The organism is Paraburkholderia phytofirmans OLGA172, from assembly GCF_001634365.1.
In the GTDB taxonomy this organism is placed as follows: domain Bacteria; phylum Pseudomonadota; class Gammaproteobacteria; order Burkholderiales; family Burkholderiaceae; genus Paraburkholderia.
This window is the reverse complement of record NZ_CP014578.1, coordinates 233,297-256,065: the sequence shown is the minus strand read 5'-3', so window position 1 is coordinate 256,065 and position 22,769 is coordinate 233,297. Positions and strand designations below refer to the sequence as shown.

Sequence of the window (22,769 nt, the reverse complement as noted above, 5' to 3'; positions counted from 1 at the left end):
AAGCCCACGTCCGCCATGAACCAGCCTGCTCAATCCGCCACGCCAGTCCGCCCCGACGCCGCCTACACGCGCGGCACGGCGCTGCCCGCGCTGCTCAAGTCGCGCATCCTGATTCTGGACGGCGCAATGGGCACGATGATCCAGCGCTACAAGCTCGACGAAGCCCGCTATCGTGGCGAGCGCTTCAAGGACTACGGGCGTGACATCAAGGGCAACAACGAGTTGCTGTCGATCACGCAGCCGCAGATCATCGGCGAGATCCACGAGCAATATCTCGCGGCGGGCGCGGACATCATCGAGACCAACACGTTCGGCGCCACCACGGTTGCGCAGGCCGACTACGGGATGGAAAACCTCGCCATCGAGATGAATCTCGAATCGGCGAAGCTGGCGCGCGCCGCCTGCGACAAATACTCGACGCCCGACAAGCCGCGCTTCGTCGCCGGCGCGATCGGACCGACGCCGAAGACTGCAAGCATTTCCCCTGACGTGAACGATCCGGGCGCGCGCAACGTGACGTTCGACGAACTGCGCGCGGCGTACTACGAGCAGGCGAAGGCATTGCTCGACGGCGGCTGCGATCTGTTCCTCGTCGAAACGATCTTCGACACGCTCAATGCAAAGGCCGCGCTGTTCGCGCTGGACGAGTTGTTCGAAGACACCGGCGAGCGCCTGCCGATCATGATCTCGGGCACCGTCACCGATGCCTCGGGCCGGATTCTGTCGGGACAGACCGTCGAGGCCTTCTGGAACTCGCTGCGTCACGCGAAGCCGCTCACGTTCGGTTTGAACTGCGCGTTGGGCGCGGCGCTGATGCGCCCGTACATCGCCGAACTGGCGAAACTGTGCGACACCTATGTGTCGTGCTATCCGAACGCCGGTTTGCCGAATCCGATGAGCGATACGGGCTTCGACGAATTGCCGGCGGATACGTCGGGATTGCTGAAGGAGTTCGCGCAGGCAGGCCTCGTGAATATCGCCGGCGGCTGCTGCGGGACGACGCCGGAGCATATTGCGGCGATTGCCAAGGCACTGGCTGAAGTAAAGCCGCGCCAATGGCCGACTCAATACCGCGACGCAGCCTGAGTCTGGCGGCTCGCCCCTGACCCTCCGCTCTTCCGCTATCGAACCCGACGCACGCAACCGAACCTCACCTACGCCATGACCGATCACACCATGCGCCTTTCCGGCCTCGAGCCGTTCAACGTCACGTCCGGGACGCTCTTCATCAACGTCGGCGAACGCACCAACGTGACCGGCTCGAAGGCGTTCGCGCGAATGATCCTGAACGACCAGTTCGACGACGCGATCGCGGTCGCGCGGCAGCAGGTCGAAAACGGCGCGCAGATCATCGACGTCAACATGGACGAGGCGATGCTCGATTCGAAAGCGGCGATGGTCCGCTTCATGAATCTGATCGCGTCGGAGCCGGACATCGCGCGCGTGCCCATCATGATCGACTCGTCGAAGTGGGACGTGATCGAAGCCGGTCTGAAGTGCGTGCAAGGCAAGGCAATCGTCAATTCGATCTCGCTGAAGGAAGGCGAAGAAGCGTTCCGCCATCACGCGAACCTGATTCGCCGCTACGGCGCGGCCGCGGTCGTGATGGCCTTCGACGAACAAGGCCAGGCCGATACGTTCGAACGCAAGACGCAGATCTGCAAGCGCTCCTACGATTTCCTCGTGAACGAAGTCGGCTTCCCGCCGGAAGACATCATCTTCGATCCGAACATCTTCGCGATTGCGACCGGCATCGAAGAACACAACAACTACGCTGTCGACTTTATCAACGCGACACGCTGGATCAAGGAAAACCTGCCGTACGCGAAGATCAGCGGCGGTGTGTCGAACGTGTCGTTCTCGTTCCGCGGCAACGATCCGGTGCGCGAGGCGATCCACACCGTGTTCCTCTATCACGCGATTCAGGCGGGGATGGACATGGGCATCGTCAACGCGGGTCAGCTCGGCGTGTATGCCGATCTCGATCCGGAGTTGCGCGAGCGCGTTGAAGACGTCGTGCTGAACCGCCGTGAAGACGGCACCGATCGTCTGCTGGAAATCGCCGACAAGTTCAAGACCGGCGCCGCGAAGAAAGAAGAGAACCTCGAATGGCGCAACCAGCCCGTCGAGAAGCGTTTGTCGCATGCGCTGGTGCACGGCATCACCAACTTCATCGTCGAAGACACCGAGGAAGTACGCGCGAAAATCGCCGCTGCCGGCGGCCGTCCGATCAACGTGATCGAAGGCCCGCTGATGGACGGCATGAACATCGTCGGCGACCTGTTCGGTCAGGGCAAGATGTTCCTGCCACAGGTCGTGAAGTCGGCCCGCGTGATGAAGCAGGCTGTCGCGCATCTGATCCCGTACATCGAAGAAGAAAAGAAGCTGCTCGCCGAAGCCGGCGCCGACGTGCGCGCCAAGGGCAAGATCGTCATCGCTACGGTGAAGGGCGACGTGCACGACATCGGCAAGAACATTGTCTCGGTGGTGCTTCAGTGCAATAACTTCGAAGTGGTCAACATGGGCGTGATGGTGCCGTGCAACGACATTCTCGCCAAAGCGAAGGTCGAGGGCGCGGACATCATCGGCTTATCCGGTCTGATTACGCCGAGCCTCGAAGAGATGGCCTACGTCGCCTCGGAAATGCAGCGCGACGACTACTTCCGCGTGAAGAAGATCCCTTTGCTGATCGGCGGCGCAACCACCTCGCGCGTGCACACCGCCGTGAAGATCGCACCGCATTACGAAGGCCCGGTGGTGTATGTGCCGGACGCATCGCGCTCGGTCTCCGTGGCCTCGAGCCTGCTGTCCGATGAGGGCGCGGCGAAGTATGTCGACGACCTCAAGGCCGACTACGACCGTATCCGCGACCAGCACGCCAACAAGAAAGCCCTGCCGATGGTCACGCTCGCCGAAGCCCGCGCGAACAAGACCAAGGTCGATTGGGCCGGCTACCAGCCGGTCAAGCCGAAGTTCATCGGCCGCCGCGTGTTCAAGAACTTCGACCTGAGCGAGCTGGCGAACTACATCGACTGGGGTCCGTTCTTCCAGACCTGGGACCTCGCCGGCCCGTACCCCGCGATCCTGAACGACGAGATCGTCGGCGAATCGGCCCGCCGCGTATTTTCGGACGGCAAGTCGATGCTCGCGCGCCTGATCCAGGGCCGCTGGCTGCAGGCTAACGGCGTGATCGCGCTGCTGCCGGCCAACACGGTGAACGACGACGACATCGAGATCTACACGGACGAATCGCGTTCGGAAGTGGCGCTCACGTGGCGCAACCTGCGCCAGCAAAGCGTGCGGCCGGTGGTGGACGGCGTGATGCGCCCCAACCGCTCGCTCGCCGACTTCATCGCGCCGAAGGATTCGGGGGTGGCCGACTACATCGGCATGTTCGCGGTCACGGCGGGTCTGGGCGTCGACGTGAAGGAAAAGCAGTTCGAAAAGGATCTCGACGACTACAGCGCGATCATGCTCAAGGCGCTCGCTGACCGCTTCGCCGAAGCCTTTGCCGAAGCGATGCATGCCCGCGTGCGCCGTGATCTCTGGGGCTACGCGAACGCCGAAACGCTTTCGAACGACGACCTGATCGCCGAAAAGTACCACGGCATCCGCCCGGCGCCGGGCTACCCGGCCTGCCCGGACCACCTCGTGAAACGCGACATGTTCGACGTGCTGCAAGCCACGGAAATCGGCATGAGCGTGACCGAATCGCTGGCCATGCTGCCGGCGGCTAGCGTCTCCGGCTTCTATCTGGCCCACCCGGACAGCACCTATTTCTCGGTCGGCAAGATCGGCCAGGACCAGCTGGAAGACTACGCAAAACGCATGTCGTTGTCGAAAACAGACGCCGAACGGGCTCTCGCGCCGTTGCTGTAAGCCTTGCGGGGCGGGAAACCTACTATATCGGACACGCTAGGCTGAATATTTGCGGCAGTGCAATTTTCGGCTTTGTAGACTGAAATGGCTTCAACCCGCCAGACGCGGCCAAACGCGTCGGCTTATCAAATTGCAATCGTCAACGGAGAGAATCGTATGAAGAAGCTGACGCTGTTATTGACGGCTGTTTCGCTTGCAGCAAGCGCCTCGGTGGCGCTAGCCCAGCCTGCCAGTTCGGTGAGTTCCTATTCGCCGCCTACGGAAAAGCACGTCAAGAAGCCCAAGAAGCAGAAAATGAAGAAGGGTGCGTCGGCACCGATGGCCGCATCGGCGGATGCCGCCAGCCAGTAAACGGGTTCGGCAGACGGGCCGCCAAGGCCCGTGAAGGCCCGCACAAGACGAAGAGCCCGCTGATGCGGGCTCTTTTCATTGATGCGTCACAGTCTGCGCAGCGCAGCGCTGCGAGGCGCTGCGAACGCCACCGCTGGCGGACCGCTCCGGTATCAGAGACCCCAAACGATATCCGCGTTTTCTTTCTGCGCGGCGCGCAGCATGTCGAGGAACGGATACGCGCGCTGGGCAAGTCCCGGCGGAATCTCATGATGCTCGTGACCGTCTTCGCCTTCGTGGAAATGGCCCTCGTGCTCGGCACGTTCCTGTTTGTCGACGCTGATCGCCGCTTCGAGTTTCGTGATCGCGACACTCAGTTCGTCGTGGGTGATGACACCTCGCTCACCCAAGCGCTTGCCGACAATGCCAACCAGGTACTGAGCGAGATTCTCCAGCATCATCACGTCCGGCGCGGCGCGACATTTGAAAGTAATCAGCATGACTGTTCCCTTTTTCGTTATGTTGGATTGACGCTCGAACGGCTGTAAGCCCGCCGTCGGCGCGCGTTTCGTTGACACGCCGATCAGGCGCGGCGGCCACGGCCCTTGGTGGGCATCTCATTGAACATATTAGCACCTGCTAAAATCCGTCTGGACGGAAAAGCACGCCGCAAAGCGCCGCGCGCGGCATTGCGCAGGCGACATGGCTGGCCCGGTTGGCCGAAACCGCATGCGGCTGCGCCAAGCCGCAGTTGCAAGCGCCTCGGCATGCCGCTGCGAACCGCGTTGCCCGCGACGTGCCTGATGGCGCCCCAGGTGCCAGGCGCGTCCCGGCCGGTGCATCGCCGCTTTCCACGCTTCTAACGAATCGGCTTCGCTTCGCGCGCGGCCGCCGCTTCTTCCGCATCACCGGATTGCCTCACTGGACTCGCAACAAGCATGCTGCCTGCACATAAACATACCCTCGAAACACTGCTCGCCGACACGGTGAAGCAGGTTGCTGAAGCAACTCAGGGCGCGAACGAAGCCGCCTTTGTCTCGCCCACGATCACGCTGGAGCGGCCCAAGGTGGCCGCGCACGGCGACGTCGCCTGCAACGTGGCGATGCAACTCGCCAAGCCGCTGCGCGCCAACCCGCGCCAGCTGGCGCAACAGATCGTCGACGCGCTGCTCGCGCAGCCGCGGGCCAAGGGTCTCGTGGATGCCGCCGAAGTGGCCGGCCCCGGCTTCATCAACTTGCGCCTCGCGCCCGCCGCCAAGCAGGCGGTGATCGCCGCCGTGTTCGCCGAACAGGATGCCTTCGGCCGTTCGCAGCGCGACGCCGGCAAGCACGTGCTGATCGAATTCGTCTCGGCCAATCCGACCGGCCCGCTGCACGTCGGCCACGGCCGCCAGGCGGCGCTCGGCGACGCGCTCTCGAACGTGCTGGCTAGCCAAGGCTATGACGTGCATCGCGAGTTCTATTACAACGACGCCGGCGTGCAGATCCACACGCTTGCCGTGTCGACCCAGGCGCGCGCCCGCGGCCTCGCCCCCGGCGACGAAGGCTGGCCCGCCTCGGCGTATAACGGCGAGTACATCGCCGACATCGCGAAAGACTATCTGAGCGGCGCGACGGTGGCCGCAAGCGACGGCGAGCCGGTCACCGGTGCGGGCGACATCGAGGACCTCGACGCGATCCGCCGCTTCGCGGTCGCGTATCTGCGCCGCGAGCAGGATATGGACCTGCAGGCGTTCGGCGTGAAGTTCGACCAGTACTACCTGGAGTCGTCGCTATACAAGGAAGGCCGGGTCGAGAAAACCGTCGAGGCGCTGATCGCCGCCGGCAAGACCTACGAACAGGAAGGTGCGCTGTGGCTGCGCACCACCGACGACGGCGACGACAAAGACCGCGTGATGCGCAAGAGCGACGGCACCTACACGTACTTCGTGCCGGACGTCGCCTACCACGTCGCCAAGTGGGAACGCGGCTTTACCAAGGTGATCAACATTCAGGGTTCGGACCACCACGGCACGATTGCGCGCGTGCGCGCTGGCCTGCAAGGTCTCGGCGTCGGCATTCCGAAGGGCTATCCCGACTACATCCTGCACAAGATGGTCACGGTGATGCGCAACGGCGAAGAGGTGAAGATCTCGAAGCGCGCCGGCAGCTATGTGACGGTGCGCGACCTGATCGAATGGTCTGGCGGCGCGACGCCGGGCTCGGAAGCCGCCGTCGACCTGATCGACGAAGAGACAATTCGCCGCGGCCGCGACGCCGTGCGTTTCTTCCTGATTTCGCGCAAGGCGGATACGGAATTCGTGTTCGACATCGACCTGGCGTTGAAACAGAACGACGAAAATCCGGTGCACTACGTGCAGTATGCGCATGCGCGGATCTGCTCGGTCATCGCGGAAAGCAAGGCGCGCTACAGCACGGACGAAAGCACGCTGGACCAGGTGGACGTGTCGCCGCTCACCAGCGAACGCGCCATGGCCTTGCTGAACAAGCTCGCCGAGTTCCCGGACATGCTGCAACACGCGGCCGACGAACTCGCGCCGCACGCGGTCGCGTTCTATCTGCGCGACCTCGCCGGCGAATTCCACTCGTTCTACAATGACAGAGCCGAACGCGTGCTGGTCGACGACGCTGCCGAGCGCAACGCGCGCGTCGCGCTGCTCGCGGCCACGCGTCAGGTGCTGGCCAACGGTCTCGCGACGATCGGCGTCTCCGCTCCCGTCAAGATGTAAGTCCTCAGGCGCAACATGCACGCGGCCGTCGTTATAATCGACGGCCGTTCCAGGATTCTTTTTGCAGGTGATTCATACGATGGCAAAACCACGCCGCACAACAAAGCAATCGCAATCGAAGCAAACCGGGGGGACTTTTCTCGGCATCGTGCTGGGCCTGATCGTCGGTCTCGCGATCGCGGTAGTGGTGGCGCTGTATATCACCCGTGCGCCTACGCCATTTGTCTCGAAGGTCGCACCGCCCGCGGCGCCCGACACCGGCGCGAGCCAGGGGCAGCAATACGACCCGAACCGTCCGCTGCAAGGCAAGACGCCGGGCCAGCCGGTACCGCAAGCCGCGCAACCGGCGCCGCCGAACACCGCACCGGGCCAGACCAACTCGCAAACGCAGTCCGGCATGCTGGAAGAACCGCAGATCGTCGAAGTGCCGCCATCGAATGGCAACGCGAACGGCGCGGCAGTCGCACCAAAGCCGGCGCAGGATAACGACAACGGCACCGCCGCCGCACCGGCTAAAAAGCCGCAAGGCTCCAGCACACCGCCGGCCACCGCGGCAGGCTCGGTGCCGAAGAGCACGGCCACCACGGCGGCCAACGCCAAGCCGGGTTCGAGCGCCGCGCCGACAGCGGGTGACGCGAACACGGGCTATTTCCTGCAAGTGGGCGCCTACAAGACCTCGGCCGACGCCGAGCAGCAGCGCGCGCGCCTCGCCTTCCAAGGCTTCGAATCGAAGGTCACGCAGCGCGATGCAGGCGGCGTGACGTACTACCGTGTGCGTATCGGCCCGTTCTCGAAGTTCGAAGACATGAATTCTAGCCGTCAGCGTCTGTCCGACGCGGGCGTGGATACCGCCGTGATCCGCTTTACGAAGCAATAAGCAAACAATAAACAAACGGTGATTTGCCGGAACGCGCCGCCGCCGAACTATCGGCATGCGGCGCGAGTCACAAGTACAACCGACAAGCACAACAGACGACCAGAGCGTCTAACGCCGACATTGAAAACGGTGACGGGCATTTGCGTGGCGCCACCGCTTTACCGCCTACTTGGGTCAACAAAACATGAAAAAACTGCTGAGCATTCTGTTCCTCTCGCTGGGCCTGGTTGCCGCCACGGCGCATGCATCGCCTGCCGCGCCGGTTTCCGGCAAAGACTACACCGTGCTGTCCACGCCGCAACCTACGGACGAGCCCGCCGGCAAGATCGAAGTCACCGAATTCTTCTGGTACGGCTGCCCGCACTGCAATGAATTCAACCCGTACCTCGAGGCATGGGTGAAGAAGCAAGGTCCGGACGTGGTGTTCAAGCGCGTGCCGGTTGCCTTCCGCGACGACTTCATACCGCACTCGAAGATGTTCCACGCGCTCGACGCACTTGGCCTCGCGACGCAGCTCACGCCGAAGGTTTTCAATGAAATCCACGTCAACAAGAACTACCTGCTGACGCCGGAAGATCAGGCCAAGTTCCTTGCGAAGAATGGCGTCGATCCGAAGAAGTACATGGACGCGTACAACTCGTTCTCGACGCAAAGCGCGTTGCAAAAAGACAAGAAGCTGCTGGACGACTACAAGATCGACGGCGTGCCGACGCTGGCCGTGCAGGGCAAGTATGAGACCGGTCCGGCGGCGACCAACAGCCTGCCGGGCACGATCCAGGTACTCGACTACCTGGTGCAGCAAGTCCGCGCCAAGAAGATGTAATGTTGAAGGCGCCGGAATGAGTTCCCCCCTGAAGGTTTTCATTACCGGCGCTTCGAGTGGCATCGGCCTCGCGCTCGCCGCCGAATATGCGCGGCGCGGTGCGATTCTCGGCCTGATTGCCCGCCGCGGCGACGCCCTCGCCGCCTTCCAGCAGTCCCATCCGCAAAATTCCATCTCCGTTTATTCCGTCGACGTTCGCGATGCCGAGGCGCTCGCCGATGCGGCCGCGCAATTCATCGCGCAGCACGGTTTGCCGGACGTCGTGATCGCCAATGCCGGCATCAGCCGCGGTGCGCTCACCGGGCACGGCGATCTGCGCACGTTCCGCGAAGTCATGGATGTCAATTACTTCGGCATGGTCGCCACCTTCGAGCCGTTCGCCGCCGCGATGGTTGCCGCGAAGAAAGGCACGTTGGTCGGGATCGCCAGCATCGCCGGTGTGCGCGGTCTGCCGGGGTCCGGCGCGTACAGCGCGTCGAAGTCGGCCGCGCTCAAGTATCTGGAAGCGTTGCGCGTCGAGATGCGGCCGCTGGGCGTCGGCGTGGTCACCATCGCGCCCGGCTATATCCGCACGCCGATGACCGAACACAACCCGTACCGCATGCCGTTCCTGATGGACGCCGACCGCTTCGCCGTGAAGGTCGCAGGCGCGGTCGAACGGCAGACGGCCTTCGCGGTGTTCCCGTGGCAGATGCGCATCGTAGCAATGCTGCTGCATATGCTGCCGCGCCGGCTCTACGACCGCGCCTTCGAACGCGCGCCGCGCAAGCCTCGCGCGGTCGCTGAGTAAATCATGCAGCCGCGTGCGGTCGATGCAGCCGGCGTCGCGCATGAAATGGGGGGCGTCCATGCGTCGGGCGTCGATACGCGGGGCGCCCATGCGTCGGCCGCCAGTGCGCCGGGAGCCGACACGTCGGGCGTCGATACACGCATCGTCTCGCTGGTGCCTAGCATCACCGAATTGCTGTTCGCTTTGGGGCTCGACAGACAGATCGTCGGGCGCACCGGTTTTTGCGTGCATCCACGTGACAAAGTGCGGCAGGTGCGCAAGGTCGGCGGCACCAAATCCGTGAATATCGACGCGATTCGTGCTTTGCGCCCCACCCATCTGATCGTCAATATCGACGAAAACGAGCGCGATACCGTCGAGCAGTTGCGCGCGTTCGTGCCGCATATCGTCGTCACCCATCCGCAGACGCCGCAGGACAATCTCTCACTGTATGCGCTGCTGGGCGCCATCTTCGGCCGCGAGCAAGAAGCGCAGCGCTTGAGCGAGGCGCTCGAAGCGCGTCTGCGCGAGGTCGCCGCGCAGGTGTTTCCCAAACAAAACGTGCTGTATCTGATCTGGCGCGAGCCATGGATGACGGTTGCCCGCGATACCTACATCGCCGCGATGCTGCGGCTCGTGAACTGGCAAACGCTGCCTGACGTAGAAGGCGGAGCGGCAGGCGCCGCGCGTTATCCCACGCTCGACTTTGGTGACGCGCCATGGCTTGCCGGTGTCGATCGCATACTGCTCTCAAGCGAGCCCTATCGCTTCACACAAGCACATTGCGACGCACTGAAACGCGATCCTCGTCTGGCCGGCAAGCGTATCGAGTTGATCGATGGCGAGCTGGTGTCGTGGTACGGCGTGCGGGCGATTGATGGCGTCGCTTATCTGCTCGGGCACGCGGCCGCGCCGTAGGCGCCCGCGCAAAGCCCAGGTCACCGGGTAGCGTCGCCTGATGCTCGCATGAGCCGCGTGACTGCCGCACGCAGCCTCGAGACTGCCCCGGACGACGCCATCGTGCGAGGCCGTCCCCCTGCGCACCGACTCTCGCTGTCCATATGAATATGCGGATTAAATTGTTGTCGGCGCAACCACCCTTCGATAAGCTTTCGCCGAGGCCGAGACGCGCGTGTGCGGTACCAGCCAAACCATGCGCTAGCGCCCGAAACGTATCACAATAAAGACGACGGCCAGAACGGTCGCCGCCCGTCAACGGAATACAACTACACAACCAGACGCACTGCCTGACTGCGCTTGTTATGGGAGATCCTATGCGCTTCAAACTGCTCGCAGCCGCCGTACTGTTCACGGCGCCCGCGCTCGTGCTCGCCAAACCGCTGACCGTCTGTACCGAGTCGAGCCCTGACGGCTTCGACGTCGTGCAGTTCAACTCGCTCGTTACGACCAATGCGTCGGCCGACGTGATCTTCAATTCGCTGGTCTCGTACGACGAGGCTGCGAAGAAAGTCGTGCCCGCGCTGGCCGACAAGTGGGACGTGAGCCCCGACGGCCTCACCTACACGTTCCATCTGCGCCCGAACGTGCAGTTCCAGACTACCGATTACTTCAAGCCCACCCGCGCGCTGAATGCCGACGACGTCGTCTTCACGTTCGACCGCATGCTCAACGACAGCAATCCGTGGCACAAGGTGGCGGGCGCAAGCGGCTTTCCGCACGCGCAATCGATGGGTTTGCCCAAGCTCATCAAATCGGTCAGCAAGGTCGACGACAACACCGTCAAGTTCGAACTGAACGCGCCGGACGCGACCTTCGTGTCGATCCTGACAATGGGTTTTGCCTCGATCTATTCGGCTGAATACGCCGACCAGTTGCTCAAGGACGGCAAACAGGCCGACCTGAATTCGAAGCCGATCGGCACCGGTCCATTCGAATTGAAGAGCTACACCAAAGACGCGGTGATCCGCTACGACGTGAACCCGACGTACTGGGGTGCAAAGCCGAAGATCGACCGCCTGATCTACGCGATCACGCCGGACGCCACGGTGCGCGCCCAAAAGGTGAAGGCGGGCGAATGCCAGATCGCGCTGTCGCCGAAGCCGCAGGATCTCGCCGAAGCGAAGGGCGACAAGTCGCTCGCCATCGTGCAGACACCGGCCTTCATGACCGCCTTCGTCGCACTGAACACGCAGAAGAAGCCGCTCGACAATCAGAAGGTGCGCGCCGCCCTGAACATGGCATTCGACCGCACCACGTACCTGAAGGCGATCTTCGACAACACTGCGACGCCGGCCGTCAATCCGTATCCGCCTAACACCTGGAGCTACGACAAGGCAGTGAAAGCATGGCCGTACGATCCGGTGAAGGCGAAGAAACTGCTCGCGGACGCAGGCTATCCGAACGGCTTCGAAACAACGATCTGGGTGCGTCCGAACGGCAGCGTGCTGAATCCGAATCCGAAAGCCGGCGCCGAACTGCTGCAAGCCGACTTCGCCAAGATCGGCGTGAAGGCGAATGTGAAGGTGATCGAATGGGGCGAGTTGATCAAGCAGGCAAAGCAGGGCCAGCACGACACGCTGTTCATGGGCTGGGCCGGCGACAATGGCGATCCGGACAACTATCTGTCGCCGCTCTTCAGTTGTAACGCGGTGAAGTCAGGGATCAACTTTGCACGCTTCTGCGATCAGGATCTGGACAAGCTGATCGCCGACGGCAAGACAACGCCCGATCAGGCCAAACGCGCGAAGGCGTATGAACAGGCGCAGCAGATCATCCACGATCAGGCGCTGTGGATTCCGCTGGGTTACCCGACGGCAGCGGCCATCACGCGCGCGACGGTGAGCGGCTATCACGTGAGTCCGTTCGGACGGCAGAACTTTGGGACGGTGGCGGTGCAGTAGAGCGGTGCAATAAGCGTCAGCCACGCCGCTTGCAAAAAAGCCCGGTTGCGCACCGGGCTTTTTTATCGATGGACAAACTCGCTTACGCCGAAAACCGGATCACCCCATCCGCATCCTGCGTGCGCTTCAACTCACCCCCGAGCCACAGCAGATGCAGGTGCGCCAACGCTTCGCCCATCGCGAACGTCATCTGATGGATGTCGAGCTGGCGCTTGAACATGAGCGGCACGATATCCGCGGCGCTCTGCGGCTTCTCCGCACATGCCTCGCGCACCTCGGCCAGACGCGCGTCATGATGCTCACGCAATTGCCTGATGCGCGTGCGCACGCCACGAAACGGCTTGCCATGCGAGGGCAGCACGAGCGTGTCATCCGGCATCGTCTCATAGCGGCCGAGCGATTCCAGATATAGCGCGAGCGGCGTGCCTTCCGGCTCCATGTCGAACACCGAGACGTTAGTCGAAATGCGCGGCAGCACCATGTCGCCGGAGATCAGCGTGCCGGTCTCTTCGCAATGCAACGCGCAGTGTTCCGGAGAGTGGCCGAAGCCGGTCACCACCCGCCACGTCTTGCCGCCGATCTTCACGCCATCCGCTTCGCGCAGGCGGCGGTACTGACCAGGAATTGCCGGCACGAGGCTCGAGTAGTAGCTCGTGCGATTACGCAGCTTCTCAAGCGACACCTGATCGTTCAGACCATGCCGCGCAAAGTGACGTGCCGCGCCCTCGCCGCCCGCATTCGAGCCGTCGCCGGCCGCCATCACGCGTGCCTGCATGTATTCGCCGAGCGTCATCCACAAGCGCACGTCCCAGCGCTTCTTGTCGCCGCCGGTGCAAATCCAGTGCGCGAGGCCGATGTGGTCCGGATGGCAATGCGTGACGATCACGCGCAGCACCGGCAGGCCGTCGAACACGGAGTCGAACACTTTCTCCCAGCTCTCCTTGATCCCGTCCGATGCAATGCCGCAGTCGACTACCGTCCAGCCTTGCTGACCGTCGATCTCATCGCGTAGCAGCCACAGATTGATGTGATCGAGTGCGAACGGCAGCGGCATGCGCAGCCAGAACACGCCGGGCGCGACTGCCATCGCATGGCCCGCTTCGGGCAAGGTGTCGTTGAACGGGTAGTCGAGTTGATGTTCGAGTGCATTCATTGTGGTTGTCTTCCTCCGTCGGCCGTCCGGCATGGCGAGGTATGCGATGCCGGACGACGTGGTTGCGGCCCGGTCAGGACATACCGGTGCCGTATTGCGCCGTAGTTGCGTTTCGATCAAGTTGACGATAACGTAAACGTCGATTCTATCGTTCAATCCGATTTTCTGCCCGGTCACGGAATGCCCCGATGAACACGCAATACACGATCACCGAGCTCGCGCGCGAATTCGACGTCACGCCTCGGGCGATCCGCTTCTATGAAGACCAGGGTTTACTCTCGCCCAGCCGTGAGGGTTCGAGCGGCTTGCGGCGCGTCTATTCGGGCCGCGACCGAACCCGCCTGAAGCTCACCCTGCGCGGCAAGCGGCTCGGCTTCACGCTGTCGGAAATCCGCGATCTGCTCGATGTCTATGAGTCGCCAACCGACACCGTGCCGCAATTGCACGCCTTCCTTGCCACGGTGGCGCGCCATCGCGACGTGCTCGAACGTCAACTGGAAGATCTGAACGCGACGCTCGAAGACCTCGCGCAATACGAAGCCCAGGCGCGCGCGCTGCTGGAAAGCGGCGCACGCGAAACCAGGTCCGCTTAAGAGGTCCGCCTAAGCCCACCCGGACGATACAATCACGGGTGTCTTCACGACATGGGATGAATGCACGGTCGACATGAATCACTTCCCCAAACTGTTGTCGTCGCAGATCGGCTTTGACGTCGCGCAGACGATGCTCGAAGGATTCGATCGGCACTACCGGATCTTCCGCGACGCCGCGATCCATGCCAAATCGCTCTTCGAAGCTGCCGACTGGCATGGCCTGCAAACCCTGGCGCGCGAGCGCATTACCTCATACGACGATCGCGTCGAGGAATGCGTCGAACTGCTCGAAGACGAATACGACGCCGAGAATATCGACGACGAAGTATGGCAGCAGATCAAGCTCCACTACATCGGCCTCCTGACCACGCACCGCCAGCCCGAGTGCGCGGAGACGTTCTTCAATTCGGTGTGCTGCAAGATCCTGCACCGTTCGTACTTCAGCAACGACTTCATTTTCGTGCGTCCGGCGATCTCGACTGAGTACATCGAGAACGACGAACCGGCGGCGAAGCCGACCTATCGCGCGTACTACCCCGGCAAGGACGGTCTTGCCGCCACGCTCGAGCGCATCGTCACCAATTTCCAGCTGGAACCGCCGTTTGAGGATCTGACGCGCGACGTTGCATGCGTGATGCAGGCGATCTACGACGCGTTCGGCGTGTTCGACGAAGCGCCCAACTTCCAGATTCACGTGCTCTCGTCGCTGTTTTATCGGAACAACTCGGCGTATATCGTTGGACGGATCATCAACGGCGATATGCTGTTGCCGTTCGCGGTGCCGCTGCGCCATGTGAAGCCCGGCGTGCTTGCACTCGATACCGTGCTGCTCAAACGCGATCAGTTGCTGATCATCTTCAGCTTCTCGCATTCGTATTTCCTGGTGGACATGGAAGTGCCCTCCGCCTACGTCGAATTTCTCGGCACGATCATGCAGGGCAAACCGAAGGCGGAAATCTATACGTCGGTGGGTTTGCAGAAGCAGGGCAAGAATCTGTTCTATCGCGATCTGCTGCACCATCTGAAGCACTCCAGCGATCAGTTCATCATCGCGCCCGGCATCAAAGGGCTCGTGATGCTGGTGTTTACATTGCCGTCGTTTCCGTACGTATTCAAGCTGATCAAAGATCACTTCCCGCCGCCGAAGGAAACCACGCGCGAGCAGATCAAGGGAAAGTATCAGCTCGTCAAACGGCATGACCGGCTGGGCCGCATGGCCGACACGCTCGAATATTCGAGCGTGGCGCTACCCATTTCGCGGCTCGACGAAGCGCTCGTGCGCGAACTCGAAAAGGAAGTCCCGTCCTTGATCGAACACGACGGCGACAACCTGGTGATTCGCCACATGTACATCGAACGCCGGATGGTGCCGCTCAATCTGTTCCTGCAAAGCGGCAGCGACGACGACATCGATCACGGCATCAAGGAATACGGCAACGCGATCAAGGAATTGATGCAGGCGAACATCTTCCCTGGCGACATGCTGTACAAGAACTTCGGCGTGACGCGCCATGGCCGCGTCGTGTTCTACGACTACGATGAAATCGAATACCTGACGGAATGCAACGTGCGCGCGGTGCCGGCGCCACGTAACGAGGAAGACGAAATGTCGGGCGAGCCGTGGTACTCGGTCGGCCCGCACGACATTTTCCCTGAGACCTACGGCACGTTTTTGCTCGGCGACCCGCGCGTGCGCCGATCCTTCATGCAGCATCACGCGGACTTCTTCGATCCGGCGCTATGGCAACGGCACAAGGATCAACTATTAAAAGGCGAACTGCCCGACTTTTTCCCGTACGACAGCAGCGTGCGCTTCCGCATCCGCTATCCGGAACGATTCGCCGATACGGCGTCCGGACCATCGGAGAACCAGGCAGATGAACGCACCGTGCGCGTGGCTTAAACCTCATGCGCCGCATGCGCCGCCCGCATCGTTGAATGCATCGTCCGAACCTTATGTAACGACATCGACCGGTCAATCGGTCGAGCAACCGCCCAGACTCACCATGAATACGAACGCTTCTCCCGCTGCCAATCCGCTTGCTCATCTATTCGACAACAACGACGCATGGGTGACCCGCAAGCTGTCCGAAGATCCGGAGTACTTTTCGCGCCTCGCGCACCAGCAGACACCCGAATATCTATGGATCGGCTGCTCCGATTCACGCGTGCCGGCCAATCAGATCATCGGCCTGCCGCCTGGCGAAGTGTTCGTGCACAGAAATATCGCCAACGTGGTGGTGCATACGGATCTGAACTGCCTGTCGGTGATCCAGTTCGCCGTCGATCTGCTGAAGGTCAAGCACATCATGGTGGTAGGTCATTATGGCTGCTCGGGTGTCGCCGCGGCGCTGCACGGCCGACGCGTGGGTCTCGCGGACAACTGGCTGCATCACGTGCAGGACGTGCGCACCAAGCACGCCGCGCTGATCGAAGAGTGGCCGCTTGGCGAGGCGCGCCATCGGCGTCTGGTCGAGTTGAACGCAATCGAACAGGTCATGAACGTATGCCGGACCACCATCGTCAACGACGCGTGGGCGCGCGGCCAGGAACTGACCGTGCATGGCTGGGTGTATGGCGTGCACGACGGCAAGGTGCGCAACCTCGGCATGACGATTAGCGACCCTGCCGCGCTAGATGCGGCCTATAAGAGCTGCGTCGCTGCCGTGTCGGCCAGCGGCGCGCACAAAGCGGACAACGACATGGTCGCCGCCGATGCGGCCCAGCTCGGCGAGGTGCCGGCCATCGTCGAAGGTGTGATCAATGAACTTAAACATGAGTGAGGCAAGCATGAGTGAGACAAAATCTGATCCGATCGTGATCGTCGGTGTGGCCCGCACGCCGATGGCGGCATTTCAGGGCGATTTCGCTTCGCTCACCGCGCCGCAGTTGGGCTCGATTGCAATCGAAGCCGCGGTGCAACGCGCCGGGTTGAAACCCGAGCAGATCGACGAAGTGGTGATGGGTTGCGTGCTGCCCGCCGGCCTCGGCCAGGCGCCCGCGCGCCAGGCCGCACTCGGCGCCGGCTTGCCGCTCGCCACCGGCAGCACCACGGTCAACAAGATGTGCGGCTCCGGCATGCGCGCGGCGATGTTCGCGCACGACATGCTGGCCGCGGGCTCGGCCGACGTGATCGTCGCGGGGGGCATGGAGAGCATGAGCAACGCGCCGTACCTGCTGCCGAAGGCGCGTAGTGGCATGCGCATGGGCCACGGCCAGGTGATCGACCACATGTTCTGCGACGGTCTCGAAGACGCCTACGAAAAGGGCCGTTTGATGGGTACCTTCGCCGAGGAGTGCGCGGCGTCGTTCGACTTCACGCGCGAAGCGCAGGATGCGTTCGCCGTCGAGTCCCTGAATCGGGCGAAGCGCGCGAATGAAGACGGCTCGTTTACATGGGAAATCGCGCCGGTGAAGGTGGAAAGCCGCAAGGGCGACGTGACCATCGATCACGATGAACAACCGTTCAAAGCGAACCTCGACAAGATTCCGACGCTCAAGCCCGCGTTTAGCAAAACCGGCACGGTGACGGCGGCGAACTCGTCATCGATTTCCGACGGCGCCGCGGCGCTTGTAATGATGAGTGAATCGACCGCGAAGCGTCTCGGTGTCGAACCGCTTGCTCGCGTGGTCGGCCACTCCACCTTCGCGCAGGAACCGGCGAAGTTCACCACCGCGCCGGTCGGCGCGATTCGCAAGCTGTTCGAGAAAAACGGCTGGCGCGCCGACGAAGTGGATCTGTATGAAATCAACGAGGCGTTCGCGGTGGTGACGATGGCCGCGATGAAGGAACATCATCTGCCGCATGACAAGGTCAACGTGAACGGCGGCGCCTGTGCACTCGGCCATCCCATCGGCGCATCGGGCGCGCGCATTCTCGTCACGCTGATCGGCGCGTTGAAAAAGCGCGGTCTCAAGCGCGGCGTCGCGACGCTATGCATCGGCGGTGGCGAAGCGACCGCGATGGGCATTGAACTGGTTTGATGCACAGTTTTTCGGCGTTGGAGAGCTTGAGGTGATTCGATGAAGACAGTGTTGATCGTCGGTGCATCGCGCGGCATCGGCCAGGAGTTCGTGCGGCAGTACAAGAAAAGCGGCTGGCGCGTGCTCGCCACCGCGCGCGACAGCGTCGCGCTCGACGCGCTGAAGGCGCTCGGCGCCGAGACCTTTTCACTCGACGTCACCGCGCCCGAAGAAATCGCAGCGCTCGGCTGGAAGCTCGACGGCGAACAGCTCGACGCGGCGGTGCTGGTATCGGGCGTGTACGGCCCGCGCACCGAGGACATCGAAACGATCACGGCCGAAGACTTCGACCAGGTCATGCACACCAACGTGCGCGGTCCGATGCAGTTGATGCCGATCCTGCTGCCGCTCGTCGAACAAGCCGGCGGTGTGTTCGCGGTGATTTCGAGCAAGATGGGTAGCATCGGCGACGCAAGCGGCACGACCGGCTGGCTGTACCGCGCGAGCAAGGCGGCGCTCAACGACGCACTGAAAGTCGCCTCGCTGGATACCATGCGCGCAACGTGTATTTCGCTGCACCCTGGCTGGGTGCGCACCGACATGGGCGGCGCTCAGGCGGCAATCGATCCTGCACGGAGCGTGACCGGCATGCGCGAAGTGCTCGCCCAGGCTGCGGCCGCGCGCGAAGCGTTCAACGGCCGCTTCTATCAATACGACGGCACGGCGCTCGACTGGTGAGGAAACAGATGGGGAGACTAACGAGGAGACCGAACCATGGTGCTTGATCAGGATCACCTGATGGTCCGCGATGCGGTGCGCACATTCGTCCGCGAAGCGGTCACCCCGCATGCGGCGCAATGGGACCGCGAGCGCATCTTTCCAAAGGACGTGCACCACCAGCTCGCCGAACTCGGCGCCTATGGCGTGCTGGTGCCCGAAGCGTACGGCGGCGCCGGCATGGACGCGCTGGCGCTCGCGCTGATCCTCGAAGAAATCGCGGCGGGCGACGGCGGCACCTCGACCGCGATCTCCGTCAACAACTGCCCGGTGTGCAGCATTCTGCTGACCTATGGCAACGACGCGCAGAAACGCGACTGGCTCACGCCGCTCGCGCGCGGCGAGATGCTCGGCGCGTTTTGTCTGACCGAACCGCAAGCGGGTTCTGACGCATCCGCGCTGCGCACCACCGCGACACGCGACGGCGACACCTACGTGTTGAATGGCGTCAAACAGTTCATCACGAGCGGCAAGAATGGCAACGTCGCGATCGTCATGGCCGTGACCGACAAGGCGGCGGGCAAGCGCGGCATCAGCGCGTTTATCGTGCCGACCGACACGAAGGGGTACATCGTCGCGCGAGTCGAAGAGAAGCTTGGCCAGCATTCGTCGGACACGGCCCAGATTATTTTTGAAGATTGCCGCGTACCGGCCACGAATCTGATTGGCGCGGAAGGTGAAGGCTATCGGATTGCGCTATCGGGGCTCGAAGGCGGGCGCATTGGTATCGCGGCGCAGAGCGTCGGCATGGCGCGCGCCGCGTTCGAGGCGGCATTGGGCTATGCGAAGGAGCGCGAAAGCTTCGGGCAGCCGCTGTTTTCGCACCAGGCCGTGCAATTCCGTCTCGCCGATATGGCGACCCAACTCGAAGCCGCGCGCCAGTTGATCTGGCACGCGGCTTCGCTGAAAGACGCCGGCCAGCCTTGCCTGACCGAGGCCGCGATGGCCAAGCTGTTCGCCTCGGAAGCCGCCGAGAGAATCTGCTCGGCAGCCCTGCAGATTCATGGCGGCTACGGCTATCTGAGCGACTTCCCCGTGGAGCGCATCTACCGCGATGTCCGCGTGTGCCAGATTTACGAAGGCACCAGCGACATCCAGAAAATTTTGATCGCACGCGGTCTTGGCTGAAAGTTTGATGAATAAGCCATTGTTGTCAATGCAACGACCGTCCGACTGCCCATGTGGCGCCGCCGCGCCCGATCGGCGGAGCGGCGCCAAACCGCCCCGCTTCGCGCAATGTTGCGGCCGCTACATTGATGGCGGCGAAACCGCGCCGCGCGCGCTCGAACTGATGCGCTCGCGTTACAGCGCGTATGTTGTGGGCGCAACGGATTATTTGCGCGCGACCTGGGCGCCGCACACCTGCCCCACGGATCTCGACGCCGACCCTGGCGCCCCCGACGCGCCGCGTTGGCTCGGACTGCAGATCAAGGCCTTCACTGAAACCGACGCCGATCACGCGACCGTTGAATTCGTCGCACGATACAAGGTAGGCGGCCGCGCCCACCGGCTGCACGAGTTGAGCCGCTTTCTACGTGGCGAAGACGGACACTGGCGCTATGTGGATGGCGACGTGAGCGAATAAGCCAAACCTTTCGCAGGCTTACACAACGCAGCGACGCTGCGACGCACATAGCACGGCACTCACATATGGCCCTCAAACGAGGGCTTTTTTTTCGTGTTGGCTCGATACCACAAGGCGTGTGTTGCGACACATTACTTCGTGCAACCAAGCACCGTGCGACAGGCACTTTGCGGCGTCTCGGGAGGGCATACGCGCCTTGATCCGCACGCGGCAATTATTGCGCCGCGGGTTCTCCTTTATTGCGCAAAACAAAATTGTCGTGCCAGGATGAGGCCGTAGGTTTGTGACGTCACATTGCGAGAATAGGTCCATACCGATCCGCAAGATGCGCAGGCGCCCTGCCGATTGCCCACCAGTAAGGGTTCGACAGCGGTTCCGGGTAGCATGTGTGGCGCTCATCATCGGCGCGTGGGGTCGCGTCGGCCGTTTGGGTTCATCCCGTGCGATCTCGATTAGCGTGCGTGCGCTTTGCGCACTACGTACGCGAGTGTGTTTTTGTTTGTCGAAAACGCCGATGAAAGGCAAGTGTCAGAAATGACATTCGGCAAACATAGCGTCACGGTGTTCAGGGCAGGCTTTTAAGGCAGGTGCGTGAATGGTGTTCAGCAAGGTTCTGACGAAGTGTGCGGTGACGTGTGCAACGGCGATATGCGCTGTCGCACTCGCGCATGCCGACCCGCTCGCCGACCCCCAGGCAGGGCCCCTCACCCGCGCGCACGTGCCGCGCATCGCGCTCGACGACGACATCTATCTGCCCACCGCCGGCCTCAACGAACAGATCATCCGCGTGCCGGTCGACGCTGCCGGCACGGTCACGCTCGAAACGACGATCTACAAGCCGGACGGCGCAGGTCCGTTTCCGATGATCGTTTTCAACCACGGCAAGATTCCTGGCGACCCGCGCATGCAGGAACGCAGCGACCCGTTGCCGTTCGCGCGTGAATTCGTGCGCCGCGGCTACGTGGTGGTGGCGCCGAACCGCCAGGGCTTCAGCCATTCGGACGGCACGTATCAACAGGATGGCTGCGACGTCGAACGCAATGGTGTCGGCCAGGCTGGCGACGTGGCTGCGACGATCGATTTCATGTCGAAGCAGCCGTATGTGGACGCGACGCACATTGTGGTGGCGGGCACCTCGCACGGCGGCCTGGCAACGATGGCTTACGGCCCCGAGGCTGCATCCGGCGTGCGGGCCTTGATCAATTTCTCGGGCGGTTTGCGGCAGGACGCGTGCACCGACTGGCAAGGCAACCTGACGCGCGCATTCGGCGCATATGGCGAGAAAGCGAAGGTGCCGTCGCTGTGGTTGTATGGCGATAACGATTCGGTGTGGAATGCGCCGCTGGTGGCCGGCATGTATGCCGCATATGCCGCGCACGGCGCGAGCGTGAAGATGGTGGATTTCGGCAACTACAAGAATGACGCGCATCGGCTCGTGGGCGATCGCGATGGCGTGCATGTGTGGTGGCCTGCGGTCGAGGCTTTCCTCGCTCGGGCGGGGATGCCTACCGGAGTGCAGTATCGGGTCGATGATCCTTCAGCACCGAAGGCGAGCGGCTTTGCCGCAGTCGACGCAGTCAACGCTGTCCCGTTTGTCGATGAAGCCGGGCGTAACGGCTATCGCAACTTTTTGCATCAGTATCCAAGCCGGGCTTTTGCTGTGTCGGATACGGGTGCGTGGTCGTGGGCCGAGGGTGGCGACGATCCAATGTCGGTTGCTATTGCTAATTGCCAGAAGCAGAGTTCGGCACCTTGCCGGTTGTATGCGGTGGATAACGCCGTTGTGTGGGGAGCTCAGTCTTCGCAGACGGCGGATTCTTCTTCGGCTGGTTCTGCCGGTGATCGGCGGGCTATTGCTAGTCGGAATTAAGGGTAGGGTTTTTGCCTGCTCGGCGCTTTGTTGTCTGTTTGCTTACGGCGTTGGCCTTTCCTTGAATTAATATTGGTTTATTAGCGTTCGCCCCTGTGCGGGGCAGGCACTCACTTTCTTTGCCGCCGCAAAGAAAGTAAGCAAAGAAAGCGGCTCAAACCGCTAATGCTAAGTGGGCACCGTGGTCTGCACGGGGTAGTGGTGCATCTGGAATCCGGGCCCTCGCACCTTCCCGCCTGAGTGACTAGGGTGTCATCAGCTCCCACTCCGCACTGCGTGCGTCGCGGACGGGTCTGCATGGGAAACCCAGGGGCTTCAGTTCGAGTCTGTGGGGGCTATCGGCTTCGCCTCAGCGAGGTGCCCAAGTGTCCCAACGACGAGTTTCGCAAGTGAATGAAAGTGCAAACTCGCAGACCGGATGAAACGGGGTGCAGCGCGGTTTCAGTATCGGCAGCGAAACAGGTTCCGTGCAAAAAATGCAAGTGCGGAAACGTAGTGGTCGGTTTTGTGAAGTACTCTTCGGCGCGCGCAGCGCCGCCGGAAGTATGACGCCCTTGTCA

General features: G+C 62.3%; 19 protein-coding genes. 17 read left to right on the top strand and 2 right to left on the bottom strand.

Features of this window, described 5'->3' with window-relative positions; genetic code table 11:
* The first annotated feature begins 15 nt into the window (after window positions 1-15).
* From AYM40_RS01090 to AYM40_RS01080, 3 genes are all read left to right on the top strand, one after another.
* Window positions 16-1,086 carry a homocysteine S-methyltransferase family protein gene (locus tag AYM40_RS01090; protein ID WP_063494594.1) on the top strand — a complete coding sequence of 357 codons (1,071 nt, stop codon included), beginning with the start codon at window positions 16-18 and terminating at the stop codon, window positions 1,084-1,086.
* Window positions 1,087-1,161: 75 nt separating this feature from the next.
* Entirely contained in the window at window positions 1,162-3,879 is a 2,718-nt protein-coding gene (gene metH / locus AYM40_RS01085; protein WP_082854906.1) for a methionine synthase, read from the top strand.
* Window positions 3,880-4,035: 156 nt separating this feature from the next.
* Entirely contained in the window at window positions 4,036-4,230 is a 195-nt protein-coding gene (locus tag AYM40_RS01080) for a hypothetical protein (protein ID WP_063494593.1), read from the top strand.
* Between the two features lie 152 nt (window positions 4,231-4,382).
* Here AYM40_RS01080 and AYM40_RS01075 read toward each other — a convergent pair whose 3' ends face one another.
* On the bottom strand, window positions 4,383-4,709 hold the full coding sequence (locus tag AYM40_RS01075; protein ID WP_063494592.1) for a DUF1840 domain-containing protein: 327 nt from the start codon (window positions 4,707-4,709) through the stop codon (window positions 4,383-4,385).
* A gap of 438 nt (window positions 4,710-5,147) precedes the next feature.
* On the opposite strand from AYM40_RS01075, the gene argS reads away from it, so the two are divergent.
* The 6 genes from argS to AYM40_RS01045 all read left to right on the top strand — a co-directional run bounded on the left by argS (window position 5,148) and on the right by AYM40_RS01045 (window position 12,268).
* On the top strand, window positions 5,148-6,938 hold the full coding sequence (gene argS, locus AYM40_RS01070; RefSeq protein WP_063494591.1) for an arginine--tRNA ligase: 1,791 nt from the start codon (window positions 5,148-5,150) through the stop codon (window positions 6,936-6,938).
* Between the two features lie 61 nt (window positions 6,939-6,999).
* Window positions 7,000-7,815 (top strand): SPOR domain-containing protein, encoded by an 816-nt coding sequence (locus AYM40_RS01065; RefSeq protein WP_063494590.1) that lies wholly within the window; start codon window positions 7,000-7,002, stop codon window positions 7,813-7,815.
* A 184-nt stretch (window positions 7,816-7,999) separates the two neighbouring features.
* Complete coding sequence (locus tag AYM40_RS01060; protein ID WP_063494589.1) at window positions 8,000-8,638, top strand: thiol:disulfide interchange protein DsbA/DsbL; 639 nt, start codon at window positions 8,000-8,002, stop codon at window positions 8,636-8,638.
* A 16-nt stretch (window positions 8,639-8,654) separates the two neighbouring features.
* Window positions 8,655-9,428: an SDR family oxidoreductase gene (locus AYM40_RS01055; protein ID WP_063494588.1), complete on the top strand. Its 774-nt coding sequence runs from the start codon at window positions 8,655-8,657 to the stop codon at window positions 9,426-9,428.
* 3 nt (window positions 9,429-9,431) lie between these two features.
* Window positions 9,432-10,325: a cobalamin-binding protein gene (locus AYM40_RS01050; RefSeq protein WP_082854905.1), complete on the top strand. Its 894-nt coding sequence runs from the start codon at window positions 9,432-9,434 to the stop codon at window positions 10,323-10,325.
* A 356-nt stretch (window positions 10,326-10,681) separates the two neighbouring features.
* Window positions 10,682-12,268, top strand: coding sequence for an ABC transporter substrate-binding protein (locus AYM40_RS01045; protein ID WP_063494587.1), 1,587 nt, complete (start codon window positions 10,682-10,684; stop codon window positions 12,266-12,268).
* 82 nt (window positions 12,269-12,350) lie between these two features.
* Here the strand turns inward: AYM40_RS01045 and AYM40_RS01040 are convergent, their stop codons facing one another.
* On the bottom strand, window positions 12,351-13,421 hold the full coding sequence (locus AYM40_RS01040) for an MBL fold metallo-hydrolase (protein WP_063494586.1): 1,071 nt from the start codon (window positions 13,419-13,421) through the stop codon (window positions 12,351-12,353).
* A 188-nt stretch (window positions 13,422-13,609) separates the two neighbouring features.
* Here AYM40_RS01040 and AYM40_RS01035 point away from each other — a divergent pair, with 188 nt between their 5' ends.
* The 8 genes from AYM40_RS01035 (at window position 13,610) to AYM40_RS01000 (ending at window position 22,209) form a co-directional block, all read left to right on the top strand.
* On the top strand, window positions 13,610-14,014 hold the full coding sequence (locus AYM40_RS01035) for a MerR family transcriptional regulator (protein WP_063494585.1): 405 nt from the start codon (window positions 13,610-13,612) through the stop codon (window positions 14,012-14,014).
* A gap of 73 nt (window positions 14,015-14,087) precedes the next feature.
* Window positions 14,088-15,917, top strand: a complete 1,830-nt coding sequence (gene aceK / locus AYM40_RS01030; RefSeq protein ID WP_063494584.1) for a bifunctional isocitrate dehydrogenase kinase/phosphatase — start codon at window positions 14,088-14,090, stop codon at window positions 15,915-15,917.
* Window positions 15,918-16,020: 103 nt separating this feature from the next.
* Window positions 16,021-16,797: a carbonate dehydratase gene (gene can, locus AYM40_RS01025; RefSeq protein ID WP_063497785.1), complete on the top strand. Its 777-nt coding sequence runs from the start codon at window positions 16,021-16,023 to the stop codon at window positions 16,795-16,797.
* Window positions 16,790-17,998, top strand: coding sequence for an acetyl-CoA C-acetyltransferase (locus tag AYM40_RS01020; RefSeq protein WP_181448394.1), 1,209 nt, complete (start codon window positions 16,790-16,792; stop codon window positions 17,996-17,998). The genes can and AYM40_RS01020 overlap by 8 nt, the downstream gene beginning before the upstream one ends.
* Before the next feature lie 39 nt (window positions 17,999-18,037).
* On the top strand, window positions 18,038-18,715 hold the full coding sequence (locus AYM40_RS01015; RefSeq protein ID WP_063494583.1) for an SDR family oxidoreductase: 678 nt from the start codon (window positions 18,038-18,040) through the stop codon (window positions 18,713-18,715).
* 36 nt (window positions 18,716-18,751) lie between these two features.
* Entirely contained in the window at window positions 18,752-19,882 is a 1,131-nt protein-coding gene (locus tag AYM40_RS01010) for an acyl-CoA dehydrogenase family protein (RefSeq protein WP_063494582.1), read from the top strand.
* 7 nt (window positions 19,883-19,889) lie between these two features.
* The gene (locus AYM40_RS01005; RefSeq protein WP_063497784.1) at window positions 19,890-20,339 is read left to right on the top strand and encodes a YchJ family protein; all 450 of its coding nucleotides are present in this window, start codon (window positions 19,890-19,892) and stop codon (window positions 20,337-20,339) included.
* Between the two features lie 595 nt (window positions 20,340-20,934).
* The gene (locus AYM40_RS01000) at window positions 20,935-22,209 is read left to right on the top strand and encodes a dienelactone hydrolase family protein (RefSeq protein ID WP_063494581.1); all 1,275 of its coding nucleotides are present in this window, start codon (window positions 20,935-20,937) and stop codon (window positions 22,207-22,209) included.
* Window positions 22,210-22,769: the final 560 nt, after the last annotated feature.